At 73.0% G+C, this 13,495-nt stretch carries 13 protein-coding genes; 6 read left to right on the top strand and 7 right to left on the bottom strand.

From position 1 onward, the window contains the following. Positions 1-175 precede the first annotated feature (175 nt). The 4 genes from ftsY (at position 176) to ACVMLK_RS16080 (ending at position 4,492) form a co-directional block, all read left to right on the top strand. Positions 176-1,075, top strand: coding sequence for a signal recognition particle-docking protein FtsY (ftsY, locus tag ACVMLK_RS16095; protein ID WP_457486962.1), 900 nt, complete (start codon positions 176-178; stop codon positions 1,073-1,075). Between the two features lie 131 nt (positions 1,076-1,206). Next, positions 1,207-2,109 (top strand): endonuclease/exonuclease/phosphatase family protein, encoded by a 903-nt coding sequence (locus ACVMLK_RS16090; RefSeq protein WP_457486961.1) that lies wholly within the window; start codon positions 1,207-1,209, stop codon positions 2,107-2,109. 6 nt (positions 2,110-2,115) lie between these two features. Then, positions 2,116-3,615, top strand: coding sequence for a phospholipase D-like domain-containing protein (locus tag ACVMLK_RS16085; RefSeq protein WP_457486960.1), 1,500 nt, complete (start codon positions 2,116-2,118; stop codon positions 3,613-3,615). A 64-nt stretch (positions 3,616-3,679) separates the two neighbouring features. Further along, positions 3,680-4,492 (top strand): creatininase family protein, encoded by an 813-nt coding sequence (locus tag ACVMLK_RS16080; RefSeq protein ID WP_198365297.1) that lies wholly within the window; start codon positions 3,680-3,682, stop codon positions 4,490-4,492. 118 nt (positions 4,493-4,610) lie between these two features. Here the strand turns inward: ACVMLK_RS16080 and ACVMLK_RS16075 are convergent, their stop codons facing one another. Both ACVMLK_RS16075 and rpmE read right to left on the bottom strand, forming a co-directional pair. Then, positions 4,611-5,084 (bottom strand): Hsp20 family protein, encoded by a 474-nt coding sequence (locus ACVMLK_RS16075; protein ID WP_198367483.1) that lies wholly within the window; start codon positions 5,082-5,084, stop codon positions 4,611-4,613. A 212-nt stretch (positions 5,085-5,296) separates the two neighbouring features. Beyond that, positions 5,297-5,527 (bottom strand): 50S ribosomal protein L31, encoded by a 231-nt coding sequence (rpmE, locus tag ACVMLK_RS16070; protein ID WP_160939158.1) that lies wholly within the window; start codon positions 5,525-5,527, stop codon positions 5,297-5,299. A 196-nt stretch (positions 5,528-5,723) separates the two neighbouring features. On the opposite strand from rpmE, the gene ACVMLK_RS16065 reads away from it, so the two are divergent. Continuing rightward, a complete protein-coding gene (locus tag ACVMLK_RS16065) occupies positions 5,724-6,476 on the top strand; it encodes an SDR family oxidoreductase (RefSeq protein WP_198367295.1) in 753 nt (250 codons plus the stop codon). A gap of 26 nt (positions 6,477-6,502) precedes the next feature. Continuing rightward, positions 6,503-7,363: a pyridoxal kinase PdxY gene (gene pdxY / locus ACVMLK_RS16060; RefSeq protein WP_198367296.1), complete on the top strand. Its 861-nt coding sequence runs from the start codon at positions 6,503-6,505 to the stop codon at positions 7,361-7,363. Between the two features lie 12 nt (positions 7,364-7,375). On the opposite strand, the gene ACVMLK_RS16055 is transcribed toward pdxY, so the two are convergent. The 5 genes from ACVMLK_RS16055 to argC form a co-directional block, all read right to left on the bottom strand. Further along, entirely contained in the window at positions 7,376-8,962 is a 1,587-nt protein-coding gene (locus ACVMLK_RS16055) for an ABC transporter substrate-binding protein (protein WP_457486959.1), read from the bottom strand. 72 nt (positions 8,963-9,034) lie between these two features. After that, positions 9,035-10,999: a methyl-accepting chemotaxis protein gene (locus ACVMLK_RS16050; protein WP_457486958.1), complete on the bottom strand. Its 1,965-nt coding sequence runs from the start codon at positions 10,997-10,999 to the stop codon at positions 9,035-9,037. A gap of 49 nt (positions 11,000-11,048) precedes the next feature. After that, on the bottom strand, positions 11,049-11,705 hold the full coding sequence (locus ACVMLK_RS16045) for a hypothetical protein (RefSeq protein WP_457486957.1): 657 nt from the start codon (positions 11,703-11,705) through the stop codon (positions 11,049-11,051). 80 nt (positions 11,706-11,785) lie between these two features. After that, entirely contained in the window at positions 11,786-12,334 is a 549-nt protein-coding gene (locus ACVMLK_RS16040) for a gamma carbonic anhydrase family protein (protein WP_457486956.1), read from the bottom strand. Positions 12,335-12,394: 60 nt separating this feature from the next. After that, positions 12,395-13,399, bottom strand: a complete 1,005-nt coding sequence (gene argC, locus ACVMLK_RS16035) for an N-acetyl-gamma-glutamyl-phosphate reductase (RefSeq protein WP_457486955.1) — start codon at positions 13,397-13,399, stop codon at positions 12,395-12,397. Between the last annotated feature and the right edge of the window lie 96 nt (positions 13,400-13,495).

The raw sequence follows: 13,495 nt of genomic DNA, 5'->3' as shown, positions 1-13,495 counted from the left end.
ACCCACGCCGGAGCCGCCCACGCCCGAGCCGCCCACGCCCGAGCCCGCGCGCCCCGAACCCTCGCCGCCCGCGACGCCTCCCGGCTCCGCCACCGCCTATCGGGCGCCGGAGCCGCCGCCCGGGACCACCCCGGCCGAGACCGGGGAGCCGCAGCGGGGCGGCTGGTTCTCGCGCCTGAAGGCCGGGCTCTCACGCTCCACCAGCAAGCTGACCGACGGGCTGACCGGCCTCTTCACCAAGCGCAAGCTGGACGAGGCGGCGCTGGAGGAGCTGGAGGAGGCGCTGATCACCGCCGATCTCGGCGTCGCCGCCTCGGCGCGCATCGTCGAGGGCTTCCGCCGCACCCGCTTCGGCAAGGAGGTGACGGATGAGGAGGTGCGCGAGGCGCTCGCCGCCGAGATCGCCACCATCCTGGAGCCGGTCACGCAGCCACTGGTGCTGGACCCGCAGAAGCGGCCGCATGTCGTGCTGGTGGTCGGCGTCAACGGCACCGGCAAGACCACCACCATCGCCAAGCTCGGCCAGCAGTTCCGCGAGCAGGGTCGCAGTGTCACCTTCGTCGCCGGCGACACCTTCCGCGCCGCCGCCGTCGAGCAGCTGCAGATCTGGGGCGGCCGCACCGGCTGCGACGTGGTGGCGCCCGCCCGGGAAGGCGCGGATGCCGCCGGCCTCGCCTTCGATGCGCTGCGGCAGGCGCAGGAGAAGGGCACCGAGGTGCTGCTGGTCGACACCGCCGGCCGGCTGCACAACAAGACGGCGCTGATGGAGGAGCTGCGCAAGGTGGTGCGCGTCCTGCAGCGCCTCGATCCCACCGCGCCGCATTCCGTCCTGCTGGTGCTGGATGCCACCACCGGGCAGAACGCCACCCAGCAGTGCAAGGTCTTCTCCGAGATGGTGAACGTCACCGGGCTGGTGGTGACCAAGCTGGACGGCTCGGCCAAGGGCGGCGTGGTGGTGGCCCTGGCGCAGGAATTCGCCCTGCCGGTGCATGCGGTGGGCGTCGGCGAGAAGGCCGCCGACCTGCGGCCCTTCTCGGCGCGGGACTTCGCCCGTTCCCTGCTCGGCCTGAACTGACGCGCCGGGGGCCGTCGCGCCGGCCAAGCTTGGAATTTCCGCGCCGCTTTCCTAGCTTTATCCGGGCAAGGCGGCCCGTCCTGCCGCCCTCCATCCCTGGCGGAGACCCGCGTGCAGTTCCGGAGCCCAGAATGACCCCGCCCCCGGGCGAACCGGCGGAGGGCCGCCCCCTCGTCGGCGCCCCCTTGGCCGATGCCCCCCTGGCCGGTGGCAAGCGGCCACCCGCACTCCGCAGGGCGCATGGCATCCCGGACCTCCCCTCCCAGCCGGTGCCGCCCGCGCCCGAGCAGGCGGCGGCCGAGATCCGCGTCGCCTCCTACAACGTGCACAAATGCGTCGGCCTCGACCGGCGCTTCGATCCGGCGCGGATCGCCGGCGTCATCGCCGAGCTCGAAGCCGACATCGTCGCGGTGCAGGAGGCGGACCGCCGCTTCGGGCGCCGGACCGGCCTGCTGGACACCGCGGCGCTGCGCGATTGCGGCCTCTCCCTGCTGCCGGTGTCCCGCCTGCCGGACGGGCATGGCTGGCACGGCAATGCCCTGCTGGTGCGGCGGGGCACGCCGGTGCGGCTACAGCGCCTGGCCCTGCCCGGAGCCGAGCCGCGCGGCGCGGTGATCGCCGAGCTGGAGCTTCCCGCAGGGCCGCTGCGCGTCGTCGCGGCGCATTTCGGCCTGCTCAAGCGCTGCCGGATGCGGCAGGCGGCCGCCATCCTGGAGAGCATCGGCCAGGGCGAGAGCATGCCGACGGTGATGATGGGCGACCTCAATGAATGGCGCCCGGGGCGGCGCTCCTCGCTGCGGCCGCTGGAGTCGCTGTTCGGCAGCCTGGGCTTCGGGCCGGCCAGCTTTCCCTCCCGCCTGCCGGTCTTTGCGCTGGACCGCATCCTGGGCTGGCCGCGCGGCGTTGTGCGGGACGTGCAGGTCCATGACACCCCGCTGGCGCGCGTCGCCTCCGACCATCTGCCGCTGAAGGCCCGGCTGATCCTCACGCCGGACCAGGCGGCGCTGGCCGGCGATGTGGCCGCCGCAGCCTGAACAACCATGCTCCACGCCCCCCTCCGCGGCACGGTGCCCGCCATGGCCCCCATCGTGGCCGGTGAGCCGCCGCGCCCGAGCGAGGCGGTGCGCGCGGTCGGGCGGATGACGCGCAGCCTCGGCACGGCCAGCGGCGCGGCGCTGGTCCCCGGCGGGCTGGAGGCCTTCATGCTGCGGGCCGCCATGGCGCGCGCCGCCGGCCATGGCCTGGATCTGCAGTACTACCGGTGGTCGGACGACGTGACCGGCGGCCTGCTGGCGCGCGAGGTGCTGCGCGCGGCGGATCGCGGCGTCCGGGTCCGCATCCTTCTCGATGACAGCTACGTCCTCGGGCCGGAGCGCCGCATCGCCCTGCTCGACGTGCATCCGCGCATCGAGCTGCGGCTGTTCAACACCGCGCGCTTCCGTTTCCTCGGCCAGTTCGGCCTGGGGCTCGAATTCGCCCTCGGCGGCTGGCATCTCAACCACCGCATGCACAACAAGAACTGGGTGGTGGATGGCGCCATGGCCCTGGTCGGCGGGCGCAATATCGCGGATGCCTATTTCGACGGCGCGGGCGACTTCAACTTCCGCGACCTCGACATGCTGATCGCGGGCCAGGCCGCCCAGCAGGCGCAGCGGGTCTTCGACAGCTACTGGGCCAGCAGCCTGGCCCGGCCGGTCGAGCGCTTCCGCCGCGTCGCCCGCCGCGCCAGCCAGGAGGCGCTGGCCGCCTTCCGGGCGGAGCTGGACGCCATCCCCGAGACCGCCAAGGTACACCCCTACCTGCAGGCGCTCCGCGCCGAGCACGGCCGCTGGCTGGAGCGCGACCATGCCCTGCTGCCGGTGCCCGAGGACGGGCCGGAAGGCCTGCGCGTGCTCTCCGACCCGCCGGCCAAGGCCCAGGGGCGTGGCGTGCCGGGCGGCGTGGCGCCGGCGGTGGAGGCGATGCTGCTCGGCGCCCGGCGGGAGGCCCTGCTGATCTCGCCCTATTTCGTGCCCGGCGAGGCCGGGATGGCGGTGATCGAGGCCCTGGCCCGGCGCGGCGTGGCCATCACCGTCATCACCAATTCCCTGGCCGCGACCGATGTGGTGGCGGTGCACAGCGGCTATGCCCGCTACCGGCCGCGCCTGGTGGAACTCGGCGTCGCGCTCCACGAGCTGAAGCGCAGCGGGCGGCATGACAGCGGCGTCTTCGGCTCCAAGGGCGCGAGCCTGCACACCAAGGCACTGATGGTGGATGGCGACCAGGTCTTCGTCGGTTCCTTCAATCTCGACCCACGCTCGGCCAACCTCAACACCGAGATGGGCGCCTTCGCCCGCCATCCCGGCCTGGCGGAGAAGCTGGCGGTGGAGCGCGACCGGCTCTGCGGCCCGGAGCGCAGCTACCGCGTCACCCGCGACCCGCGCGGGCACCTTCTCTGGACCGATGACGAGGGCAGCACGGCGCACGAGCCCGAGGCGCCGCTCGCCCGCCGGGCCCTGGCCCGCCTGGTGCGCTGGCTGCCGATCGAGGCGCAGCTCTAGCGGGCTTCACGCCGCACCCGCGCCGTGGTTCCGTCGCCGCATCCCGCAGCGAAGGACACCGCCCATGACCGAAACGCCCGAGGATCTCTGCCGCTGGGAGCGCCGCACGGCGCCGGAGCTGCGCGAACTGGCGGCACGGGAGGCGCTGGTGGTGCTGCCCGTCGCCTCGCTGGAGCAGCACGGGCCGCATCTGCCGGTCTGGACCGACAGCATGATCGGCCATGCCTGCTGCCTGCGCGCCGCCGCCAAGGCCGCCGGCGCGGGCGCCCCCGTGGTGGTGCTGCCGCCACTCTGGACCGGCATGTCCGAGCACCATCTCCCCTTCGGCGGCACCATCACCCTGGATTACGCCGCCTTCCGCGCCGTGCTCGCCTGCGTCTGCCGCTCGCTGAAGGCGCAGGGCTTCCGGCGGCTGTTCCTGGTGAACAGCCATGGCGGCAATATCGATCCGCTGGCGGTCGCGGCGCGCGAGCTCTGCCTGGAATTCGCCATGCCCGTGGTGGCGACCACCGTCTTCCATGTCGCCGGCCCCGCGCTCGGCGCGCTGCTCGACACCCAGCCCGGCGTGCAGCACGCCTGCGAGGCGGAGACCAGCTTCTGGCTGGCGATCGACCCTGGCCAGGTGCGGCGGGAGCGCATCGCCGAGGCGCTGGCCGATGACAGCACGGCGCATCCCGGCCCCTTCCAGCGCTTCTGGTCCTTCGCCGAGCGGGCGCCCCGCACCGGCGTGCGCGGCGATCCGCGGGCCGCCACGGCGGAGAAGGGTGAGAAGCTGCTGGACCTCGTCTCGGACGCGCTGGCGGCGGCGATGCGCGACCCCCTGCTCTGGCGCGCGCCGGACATGGTCTGGGAACCGGCCCGGGGTCAGGCCGGGTAGGCCCTCAGGCCTTCTTCTCCCAGCCGCGCGCCCCCTGCTGCCAGTAGGTCAGCGCATGGCCGGGGCCCCCGGCGGGCCCCCCCCCCCCCCCCCCGCCCGGCGTGTCAGGCAGTCCCCGTCAGGCGGCCAGCGGCGCCGCCTGGCCTTCCAGGACCGGCTGCGCGGAGCGACCGGTCGCGATCTCGATGCGGCGGGGCTTCAGAGCCTCGGGCACCTCGCGCTTCAGCGCCACATGCAGCAGGCCATTGGCCAGATCCGCGCCCTCGACCTGGATGTGGTCGGCCAGGACGAAGCGGCGCTCGAAGGCACGGCCGGCGATGCCACGGTGCAGATAGCGGCGCTCCTGCTCAGGCTGCGGGCTGGCCTTGCCGCTGACCAGCAGGACATTGTCCTGGGCGGTGATCTCCAGATCCTCCGGCGCGAAGCCGGCAACCGCCATGGTCAGGACATAGGAGTCCTCACCGGTCTTCTCGATATTGTAAGGGGGGTAGGCAGGCCCCTCCGCCGCAGCGCGGGCGGTGTCCAGCAGCCGGCCCAGCCGGTCGAAGCCGATGGCGGTGCGGAACAGGGGGGTGGTGTCGAACGACGTCATCATGGAGAGCCTCCTCGAAGCGAAGCAAGGGTCCGTTGCGTTGCGATCCGGCGCGGTCTCAGGCCCCCGATCGGGCGACCTTCTCGCAGCGGGATCACGCCGGCGGCCCCGAAAACCGGGCGCCGCTGGCATCATCGCATATGGAAAGCGCCACCCCCCTTTTCAAGGGAGTGGCGCCCGGAGCTTGGCTCTTCCGCGCGGGAGGCGGCGGCTCAGGCCTTCTTGCGCGCGCCGATGCCAGCGAACTTCTTGTTGAACTTGGCGATCTGGCCGCCGGTGTCGATGATGCGCTGCTGGCCGGTCCAGGCGGGGTGCGACTTCGGGTCGATATCCAGCCGCAGGGTGTCACCTTCCTTGCCCATGCAGGACTTGGTCTTATAGGTGGTCCCATCGGTCATGATGATGGTGATCTCGTGGTAGTCCGGATGGATATCGGGCTTCATCGTGGAGGCTTTCTGTCTGGAGCAGCCGATGCCGACCGGCCGCGCGTGAAGGCGGGCTTGTAGCCAGAAGCGCGTCCCGAAGCAACAGAAGCGCCCCGCCGGCCCCCGGATTGACCGCGCGCCGCCGATCCCCGACCCTCCCCCGCCTCGACGCCGGCATCGCGGCGGATTCCAGGGCGGAAGGGAAGGAAGCCTCATGCGCCTCAAAGACAAGATCGCCCTCGTGACGGGCGCGGCCTCCGGCTTCGGCCAGGGCATCGCCGAGCGCTTCGGGCGCGAGGGCGCCCGGGTGGTCGTCGCCGACATGAACCGGGAGGGCGCCGAGGCGGTGGCCCGCTCGATCGGCCATGGCGCCATCGCCGTCGGCGGCGACGTCTCCAAGGGGCCGGACGTGCAGGCCATGGTGGACGCGGCGGCGAAGGCCTTCGGCGGCCTGGACATCGTCGTGAACAACGCCGGCACCACGCACCGCAACGGCCCGATCCTCGACGTGGACGAGGCGACCTTCGACAAGGTCTATGCCGTCAACGTCAAGTCGATCTTCTGGATGACCAAGGCTGCGGTGCCGCTGCTGCGCCAGCAGGGGCGCGGCGGCTCGATCATCAACATCTCCTCAACCGCCGGCATCCGGCCGCGGCCCGGCCTTGTCTGGTACAATGGCACCAAGGGCGCGGTGAACACCATCACCCAGGCGATGGCGCAGGAGCTGGCGAAGGACAACATCCGCGTCAACGCCATCTGCCCGGTGATGGGCGCGACCGCCCTGCTGACGGACTTCATGGGCGTCGAGGACACGCCCGAGAACCGCGCCCGCTTCGTCGGCACCATTCCGCTCGGCCGCATGTCCACGCCGCACGACATCGCCAATGCCTGCGTCTGGCTGGGCGAGGAGCAGTCGAGCTTCATCACCGGCGTGCTGCTGCCGGTGGATGGCGGCCGCACCGCCTAGAGCCAACGTCCACAGCCGGAGGCCGCATGAACATCCTCTCCATCCAGTCCTGGGTCGCCTATGGCCATGTCGGCAATGCCTCGGCGGTGTTCCCGCTGCAGCGGCTGGGGGCCGAGGTCTGGGCGGTGAACACGGTGCAGTTCTCGAACCACACCGGCTACGGCTCCTGGCGCGGCCAGGTCTTCGGCGCCGATCTGGTGCGGGACCTGGTGCAGGGCATCGAGGACCGCGGCGCCCTGCCCGGCTGTGACGCGGTGCTCTCCGGCTATATGGGCGACGCGGCCATCGGCGAGGCCATCCTGGACGCCGCCGCGCGGGTGAAGGCGGCCCATCCCGGCGCCGTCTATTGCTGCGACCCGGTGATCGGCGATGTCGGGCGCGGCGTCTTCGTCCGCCCCGGCATCCCGGATTTCATGCGCGACCGCGCCCTGCCCGCCGCCGATCTGCTGACGCCCAACCAGTTCGAACTGGAATGGCTGACCGGCCGCAAGGTCACGACCCTGGCCGAGGCCAAGGCCGCGGCGGCGGCGCTGCAGGCCCGGATGGCGCCGGGCGGGCCGCGCAGCATCCTCGTCACCTCGCTGCAGGTGGCCGAGACGCCGGAGGACCAGATCGAGATGCTGGCCGCCGAGGGGGGCGCCTTCCACCGCATCCGCACGCCGATGCTGCCACTCTCGGTGAACGGCGCCGGAGATGCCATCGCGGCGCTCTACCTGTTCCACCGGCTGCGCTCGGGCCAGGCCGAGGCGGCCCTCGGCGCCGCGGCCTCCTCGATCTACGGCCTGCTGCGCCGCACCGCCGAGGCCGCCTCGCGCGAGATCCTCACCGTGGCGGCGCAGGAGGAGTTCGTGGCGCCCAGCCGCGTCTTCCGCCCCGAGCCCTGCTGAGCCGCCCTCGCGTCAGGCGCGGCGCACGTTCAGCGGCAGCGCCATGCCGCGCCGGTGCCCGGTGAGGGTGCTGCGCCAGGCGCTGTCGATCAGGTACTGCCCGAGCGGATAGAAGGGCACATCCTCGAAGAAGCGCGCCTGGATGTCGCGCGCGATCTCCTGCTGCGCCGACAGGTCGGGCGCATCGAACCAGGCATCGCGCAGCTCCTCGAGCCGCGGGCTGGTGGGCCAGCCGAACCAGGCCTTCTCCCCATTGGCGCGCAGCAGCGGATGGCCGCCGGGATTGGCCAGGTCGATGCCGCCGAACAATACGATCAGCGCGCTCCAGCCGCCCTGCGCGGGCGGATTGCGGTTGGAGCGGCGCTGCAGCAGCGTGCCCCAGTCGGAGGTGGCGCTCTCCACCGACATGCCCACCTTCTGCAGCATATCGGTGGCGACGGCGGTCAGGTTGTTGTTGTTCACCACATCCGTCGGATGCAGCATCACCACCTTCTCGCCACGGTAGCCCGCGGCCTTCACCGCCCGGCGCGCCGCCTCGCTGTCGCGCGGGCCGGTCAGCGCCGCCATGCCGGCCATGGAGGCCATCGGGCTGCCCTCGGGGAAGCAGCCGATCTCGTCACGCCAGAGATCGCGGTTGTCGCCCATGATGGCGGTCATGAAATCGGCCTGCCGGATCGCCGGCCACAGCGCGCGGCGCAGCGCCGGGTCGTTGAAGGGCGGGTGCAGGTGATTCGGGCGGAGCATGGCCACGAGGCCGCCGACATCCAGCCGCTCGACAACCAGGCCGCGATCGCCCCGCAGCAGCGGCCGCAGATCGGGCGCGACCTGCTCCCACCAGTCCACCTCCCCCGCCTGCAGGGCGGCGGCGGCCGTCGCGGGGTCGGGGATGTTGCGCCATTCCAGCCGCTCGAAATGCGCCAGCTTGGGGCCGGCGGTCAGGCTCACCGCGCCCGAGGCGGGGCTGTAGCCGTCGAACTTCCGGTAGACCACGTGGCTGCCCGAAACGCGCTCCTCCGCCACGAACCGATACGGGCCGGAGCCGACCACCTCGGTCAGGGCCCGGCCGGGATCCTGGCTCGCGAAGCGCTCCGGATAGATGAAGCAGGGGTAGGAGGAGACCTTGGCCAGGGCGTCCAGCATCGGGCCGAAGGGCCGGTTCAGCCGGATCTCGAAGCGGCGATCGTCCAGCGCGCGGATCTCGTCCAGGCGCTGCGCCAGCGTCTGGCCGTGGGTGTCGCGCAGCATCCAGCGGCGGATCGAGGCCACGGCATCGCGCGCCAGGACCTTCTCGCCGTCATGGAAGGTCGGGCCATCGCGCAGGGTGAAGGTCCAGCGCCGCCCGTCATTCTCGACCACATGCCCGGCCGCCAGTTGCGGCTGCGGGCGGAAGTCGAGATCCAGGCCGTACAGCGTGTCCCAGCACAGATGGCCGTGGTTGCGCGTCGGGTAGGCGGTCGTGTTCAGCGGATCGAGGATGCTGAGATCGGCCTGCGGGATGAAGCGCAGCACATGCGCCCCCTGCCCCTGCGCCAGGGACGGCCTGGCCAGGGCGGCGGCGCCCAGCCCCGCCGCACTGGTCAAGAAGCTCCGTCGCTGCATAGATCCCTCCACCCTGTGACCTCATGGCATTCTGCACATCCGGAGCGGAGAGGAAACGCCGGCCGGCCCGTCTCAGGCGGCGCGCAGCCGGCCCAGCAGCCCGTCCAGCTCCTGCCGCAGGCGCCCGCCCTGGGCGGCGAGGTCCTGGCTCAGCGCCGTCAGCCCCTCCGCCGCCTGCGTCGCCTCGCGCGTCGCCTGGCTGACCGCCGCCACTTCCTGGGTCACCCGGCCGGTGCCGGCGGCGGCCTCGCCGACATTGCGGGCGATCTCGCGCGTCGCCGCCCCCTGCTCCTCCACCGCCGCAGCGATGCTGCCGGCGATATGGTCCACTTCCGTGATGACCCCGGCGATGCCGCCGATCGCCTCGGCCGCGTCGCGCGCCGCCTGCTGCATGGCGCCGATCTGCGCGCCGATCTCGTCGGTCGCCCGCGCGGTCTGCGCGGCCAGCGACTTCACCTCGCTCGCCACCACCGCGAAGCCCTTGCCGGCCTCGCCCGCCCGCGCCGCCTCGATCGTCGCGTTCAGCGCCAGCAGGTTGGTCTGCCCGGCGATGTCGCCGATCAGGCGCACCACCTCGCCGATGCGCTCGGAGCTGTTGGAGAGAAGCTGCACCGTGGCATCGGCAGCGCTGCTGCGCTCCAGCGCGCGGCGCGCCACCGCCGCGGCCTCGGCCACCTGGCGGGTGATCTCGGCGATGGCGGCGGAGAGCTGCTCGGCCGCCGCGGCGACGGTCTGCACATTGCCCTCCGCGTCCTCCGCGCCACGGGCCGCGCCCAGGCCGCGCTGCCCGGCGGTGGCGATGCCGGCCGCCAGATCGTCGGCCCGCTGGCGCAGTAGCGCGGCACTCCGGGCCAGCTCGCCGCCGACGCCCCCGATCGCGTGCTCGACCTGCTCGGCCAGGGCCAGCGTGGCCTCGCGCCGCGCCTGCTCCGCCTCGGCCCGGGCGGCCGCCTGCGCGCGGCGCAGGGCCTCGGCCTCGGCGCTGCCCTGGCGCAGCACTTCCATGGCCTGGGCCACGGCACCGATCTCGTCCCGCCGCTCCTGGCCGGGTACGGTGATGTCGACGCGGCCGCTGGCGAGATCCCGCGCCGCGGCGGCCAGGGCCTGCAACGGCCGCGCCAGGCGTGCCGCCAGCAGCAGACCGGCGAACAGCGCCATCAGCGCCGCGCCCAGCGTCGCCAGCAGGGCCTGCCGGTCGGCGCTCTCGGCCCGGGTCAGGCGGTCCTCGATATCGACGCCGATCTCGACCAGCCCCAGCACCTGACCGTCGATGCCGAGCAGCGGCTCGGCGGCGGCCTGGAAGCGCCGTCCGCGATACTGCGCCGCGCCACCCTGGGATCCTGAGAAGGCCGCCTCCAGCTCGGCCGGGCTCAGCAGCGGCTGGCCGCCGGTGGTCGAGCCGATCGACGCCAGGGACTGGCCGTCGCGGCGATAGAAGGTCAGTTCCGCCTGCCCCGCCTCACCCGCGCGGCGCGCCAGCCCCTCGCCGATGGCCAGGCCCAGATCGACCACCGCCGCCACCCGGCCGTCCCGCATCACGGGCGCGCCGGCGAAGACGCTGATATTGTCCCGGCCCGGCTCCAGCCCGACCACCGACCTGCCCTGGCGATAAGCCTCGCGCACCACGGTCCGGCGGTCGACATAGCGGTCGCCATGCGCCGCCGGATCGTGCGCGCGCAGCAGCACCACGCCCGGCGCCTGTGACACCGTCAGGATGATGCGGCCCAGGCTCTGCGCCAGCGCCTTGTGGACCGGGGCGAGCTGCGCCAGCAGCGCCGCGCGGTCGCCGTCCAGGATGGCGGAGGCGACCGCCGGGCTGCGCGCCAGGCTCTCGGCCAGGGCGGCGGCGAGGCGCTTCTCCTCCTCCAGCGCGTTGCGCACGGCGGCGGCCTGGCGCGCCACGGAGGTTTCCAGATCGGCACGGGCCTCGCCCGCCCGTTGCACGGCATTCAGCCCGAACAGCAGGGCCGAGGCCCCGAGGCTCGCCGCCATGATGGCGCCCGCGATTCTGATCCGCACCGAGTTGAAGTTGGGCATCCTGGCTTTCCCGACCCGTTTTCCGAGCCGCCAGAGTGCCGTCGCCGCCTTAAGGGGAGGTTGACATGGCCCCCAGCGGCGACAGTCCGCCCGGCCGGCGGCCCCACCCGCCCTCGCGGTCCATCGCCGCCACCGCCTCCTCCAGGCGCCCCGTCGCGATCGCGGCCTCCGGCAGCGGGCCCGGCTCGGCCAGCCTTTGCCGCGTGCGTTCCGGACCGGCCGGAAAGAGCGTCTCGGGAAAGGCGCCGCCGCTCCCGCCGCCCGCCTCGATGGCGCGGGCGGCGGCGGCCAGGGCGCCGATGGCCTGGTCCGGCAGGGCGGTCTCGGACAGGCCGATGGCCTGCCGCACCTCGGCCACCGCGCCGCGCAACGCCATCACCATGCCGGGCGGAAAGTCGCTGTAGCGCGGATCGGTGGCGATGGCCTGGGCGAGGAATTCCAGCCGGGCGGCGGCCCTCGCCGTCTCGGCCGGGCGGCCGTTCAGGCCGGCGGCCTGGTCGGCGAAGTCCCGCGCCGCCAGCCGCACGGCGCTGCGGAAGGGGTCCTGCGCCGCGGGGACCAGATCGAGCGGCAGTTCGATGCGCGGCGGCGGCGTGCGCAACTCGGCGCAGGCGGGCAGCAGCAACGCGGCCAGCGCCAAGGGAAGACAGAACGGAAGGCAGAGCGACAGGCGAAGGGGCGGCGGGACGGCGGCGAATCGGCGCATGGCGGCGGCACTCCAGACAGGTCGGCGGGAGGATGCCGCAGGCCGGGCGGCGGCCAAAGCCACACGCCGCCGCCGCCCGCTCAGCCGGCCGGATTGAGGATCAGCGCCGGCGTCAGCGAGGTGGTGTGGCGCTTGGCCAGCTCGACGTAATGCGCGGCGGTGCGGTCCCAGCGGGCGCGCTCCTCGGCGTCCATCACCCGCACCAGCCGCGCCGGAGTGCCGAGCCACAGCTCGTTGGGGCCGATGCGCTTGCCGGGCGCCAGCAGCCCACCGGCGCCGAGCATGCCGCCCTCCTCGATCACCGCGCCGTCCAGGACGGTGGCGCCCATGCCGACGAAGGCGCGGTTCTTCAGCGTGCAGGCGTGGATGATGCAGGCATGGCCCACCGTCACGTCGTCGCCCAGGATGGCCGGCTGATCGCCGGCATTGACGTGGACGATGGTGCCGTCCTGGACGTTGGTGCGTGCCCCGATGCGGATGAAGTTCGTGTCGCCGCGCAGCACGCAGTGGTACCAGATGCTGGAATCGGCGCCGAGTTCGACATCGCCGATCACCGCCGCGCTGGGCGCCACGAAGGCGGTGGGATCGATGCTGGGCAGGCGGCCCTCGAAGGGAAAGAGCGGTGCCATGGTCCTGTCGTCATCCTCCTGCTGCGGCGCGGCGGTCGTCGCCGCCGCGCATCCCTGGTTTCAGGCAGCTTGCGCCTTCCCGCTCCCGCTGGCCAGAGGGGGGGAGGACGGGACGGCCCGGCTGGCGGCATCCTCCACCGGGATGCCGAGCATGAGGCCGATGTTCTGCACCGCGGCGCCCGAGGCGCCCTTGCCCAGATTGTCCAGCCGCGCCACCAGCACGGCCTGCCGCCGCCCGGCATTGCCGAAAACCCTGAGCTCCAGCCGGTTGGTGTCGTTCAGCGCCTCCGGCTCCAGCTTCCCGCTGCCCTCGGCCGGCACCACGGAGACATAGTCCGAACCCCGGTAATAGGCGGAGAGCGCCGCCTCGAGCTCGGCCGGGGAAGGATGGCCCGGCAGGGTGTCGAGGTGCAACGGGATGGAGACCAGCATGCCCTGGCGGAAGTTGCCGACGCTGGGGACGAAGATCGGCCGCCGGGTCAGGCCGGAATACTGCTGCAGCTCTGGCAGATGCTTGTGCTCCAGGCCAAGGCCGTAGAGCTCGAAGTTCGGCGCCGCGTGGCTCTCATAGGCCTCGATCATCGCCTTGCCGCCGCCGGAATAGCCGGAGACGGCGTTGACCGTAATGGGATGGTCGGCCGGGATCAGCCCGGCCGCGACCAGCGGGCGCAGCAGCGCGATGCCGCCGGTCGGGTAGCAGCCCGGATTGGCCACGCGGGGCGCTGCGGCGATCAGCCCGGGCTGCTCCGGGGAGAGTTCGGGCACGCCATAGACCCAGTCGGGATCGACCCGATGGGCGGTGGAGGCGTCGAGCAGCTTCGGCGCGGCCGCGCCCAGGCTGGCGGCCAGCGCGGCGGTCTCCTTCGCCGCCGCGTCGGGCAGGCAGAGCACCACCAGATCCACCTCGGCCAGCAGCGCCGCCTTGGCCGCGGGATCCTTGCGCTGCGCCGGGTCGATGGAGCGCAGCGCGATGCCGGAGATCCCTTCCAGCCGCTGGCGGATGCCAAGACCGGTGGTGCCGGCCTCGCCGTCGATGAAGATCGCGGGAATGGTGCCCTTGGCCATCTGGAGCCCTCCTTCGGGATGATGAGGATAGCACGAAAGCAGAAAGGGCGGGGCCCGGGGGGCCCCCCCCCCCCCCAGTAAAACGCCCGGGTTCCG

The organism is Teichococcus aerofrigidensis (assembly GCF_054073225.1).
Note: the sequence above shows the minus strand (reverse complement) of the source record. Positions and strands in the feature narration are given on the sequence as shown.

Bases quoted from the DNA above. Each gene is read 5' to 3' on its own strand.
- ACVMLK_RS16090 (WP_457486961.1), top strand. From the start codon at position 1,207: ATGACCCCGCCCCCGGGCGAACCGGCGGAGGGCCGCCCCCTCGTCGGC.
- ACVMLK_RS16085 (WP_457486960.1), top strand. From the start codon at position 2,116: ATGCTCCACGCCCCCCTCCGCGGCACGGTGCCCGCCATGGCCCCCATC.
- ACVMLK_RS16050 (WP_457486958.1), bottom strand. From the start codon at position 10,999: ATGCCCAACTTCAACTCGGTGCGGATCAGAATCGCGGGCGCCATCATG.
- rpmE (WP_160939158.1), bottom strand. From the start codon at position 5,527: ATGAAGCCCGATATCCATCCGGACTACCACGAGATCACCATCATCATG.
- ACVMLK_RS16045 (WP_457486957.1), bottom strand. From the start codon at position 11,705: ATGCGCCGATTCGCCGCCGTCCCGCCGCCCCTTCGCCTGTCGCTCTGC.
- argC (WP_457486955.1), bottom strand. From the start codon at position 13,399: ATGGCCAAGGGCACCATTCCCGCGATCTTCATCGACGGCGAGGCCGGC.
- ACVMLK_RS16040 (WP_457486956.1), bottom strand. From the start codon at position 12,334: ATGGCACCGCTCTTTCCCTTCGAGGGCCGCCTGCCCAGCATCGATCCC.
- pdxY (WP_198367296.1), top strand. From the start codon at position 6,503: ATGAACATCCTCTCCATCCAGTCCTGGGTCGCCTATGGCCATGTCGGC.
- ACVMLK_RS16055 (WP_457486959.1), bottom strand. From the start codon at position 8,962: ATGCAGCGACGGAGCTTCTTGACCAGTGCGGCGGGGCTGGGCGCCGCC.
- ACVMLK_RS16075 (WP_198367483.1), bottom strand. From the start codon at position 5,084: ATGACGTCGTTCGACACCACCCCCCTGTTCCGCACCGCCATCGGCTTC.
- ACVMLK_RS16065 (WP_198367295.1), top strand. From the start codon at position 5,724: ATGCGCCTCAAAGACAAGATCGCCCTCGTGACGGGCGCGGCCTCCGGC.
- ACVMLK_RS16080 (WP_198365297.1), top strand. From the start codon at position 3,680: ATGACCGAAACGCCCGAGGATCTCTGCCGCTGGGAGCGCCGCACGGCG.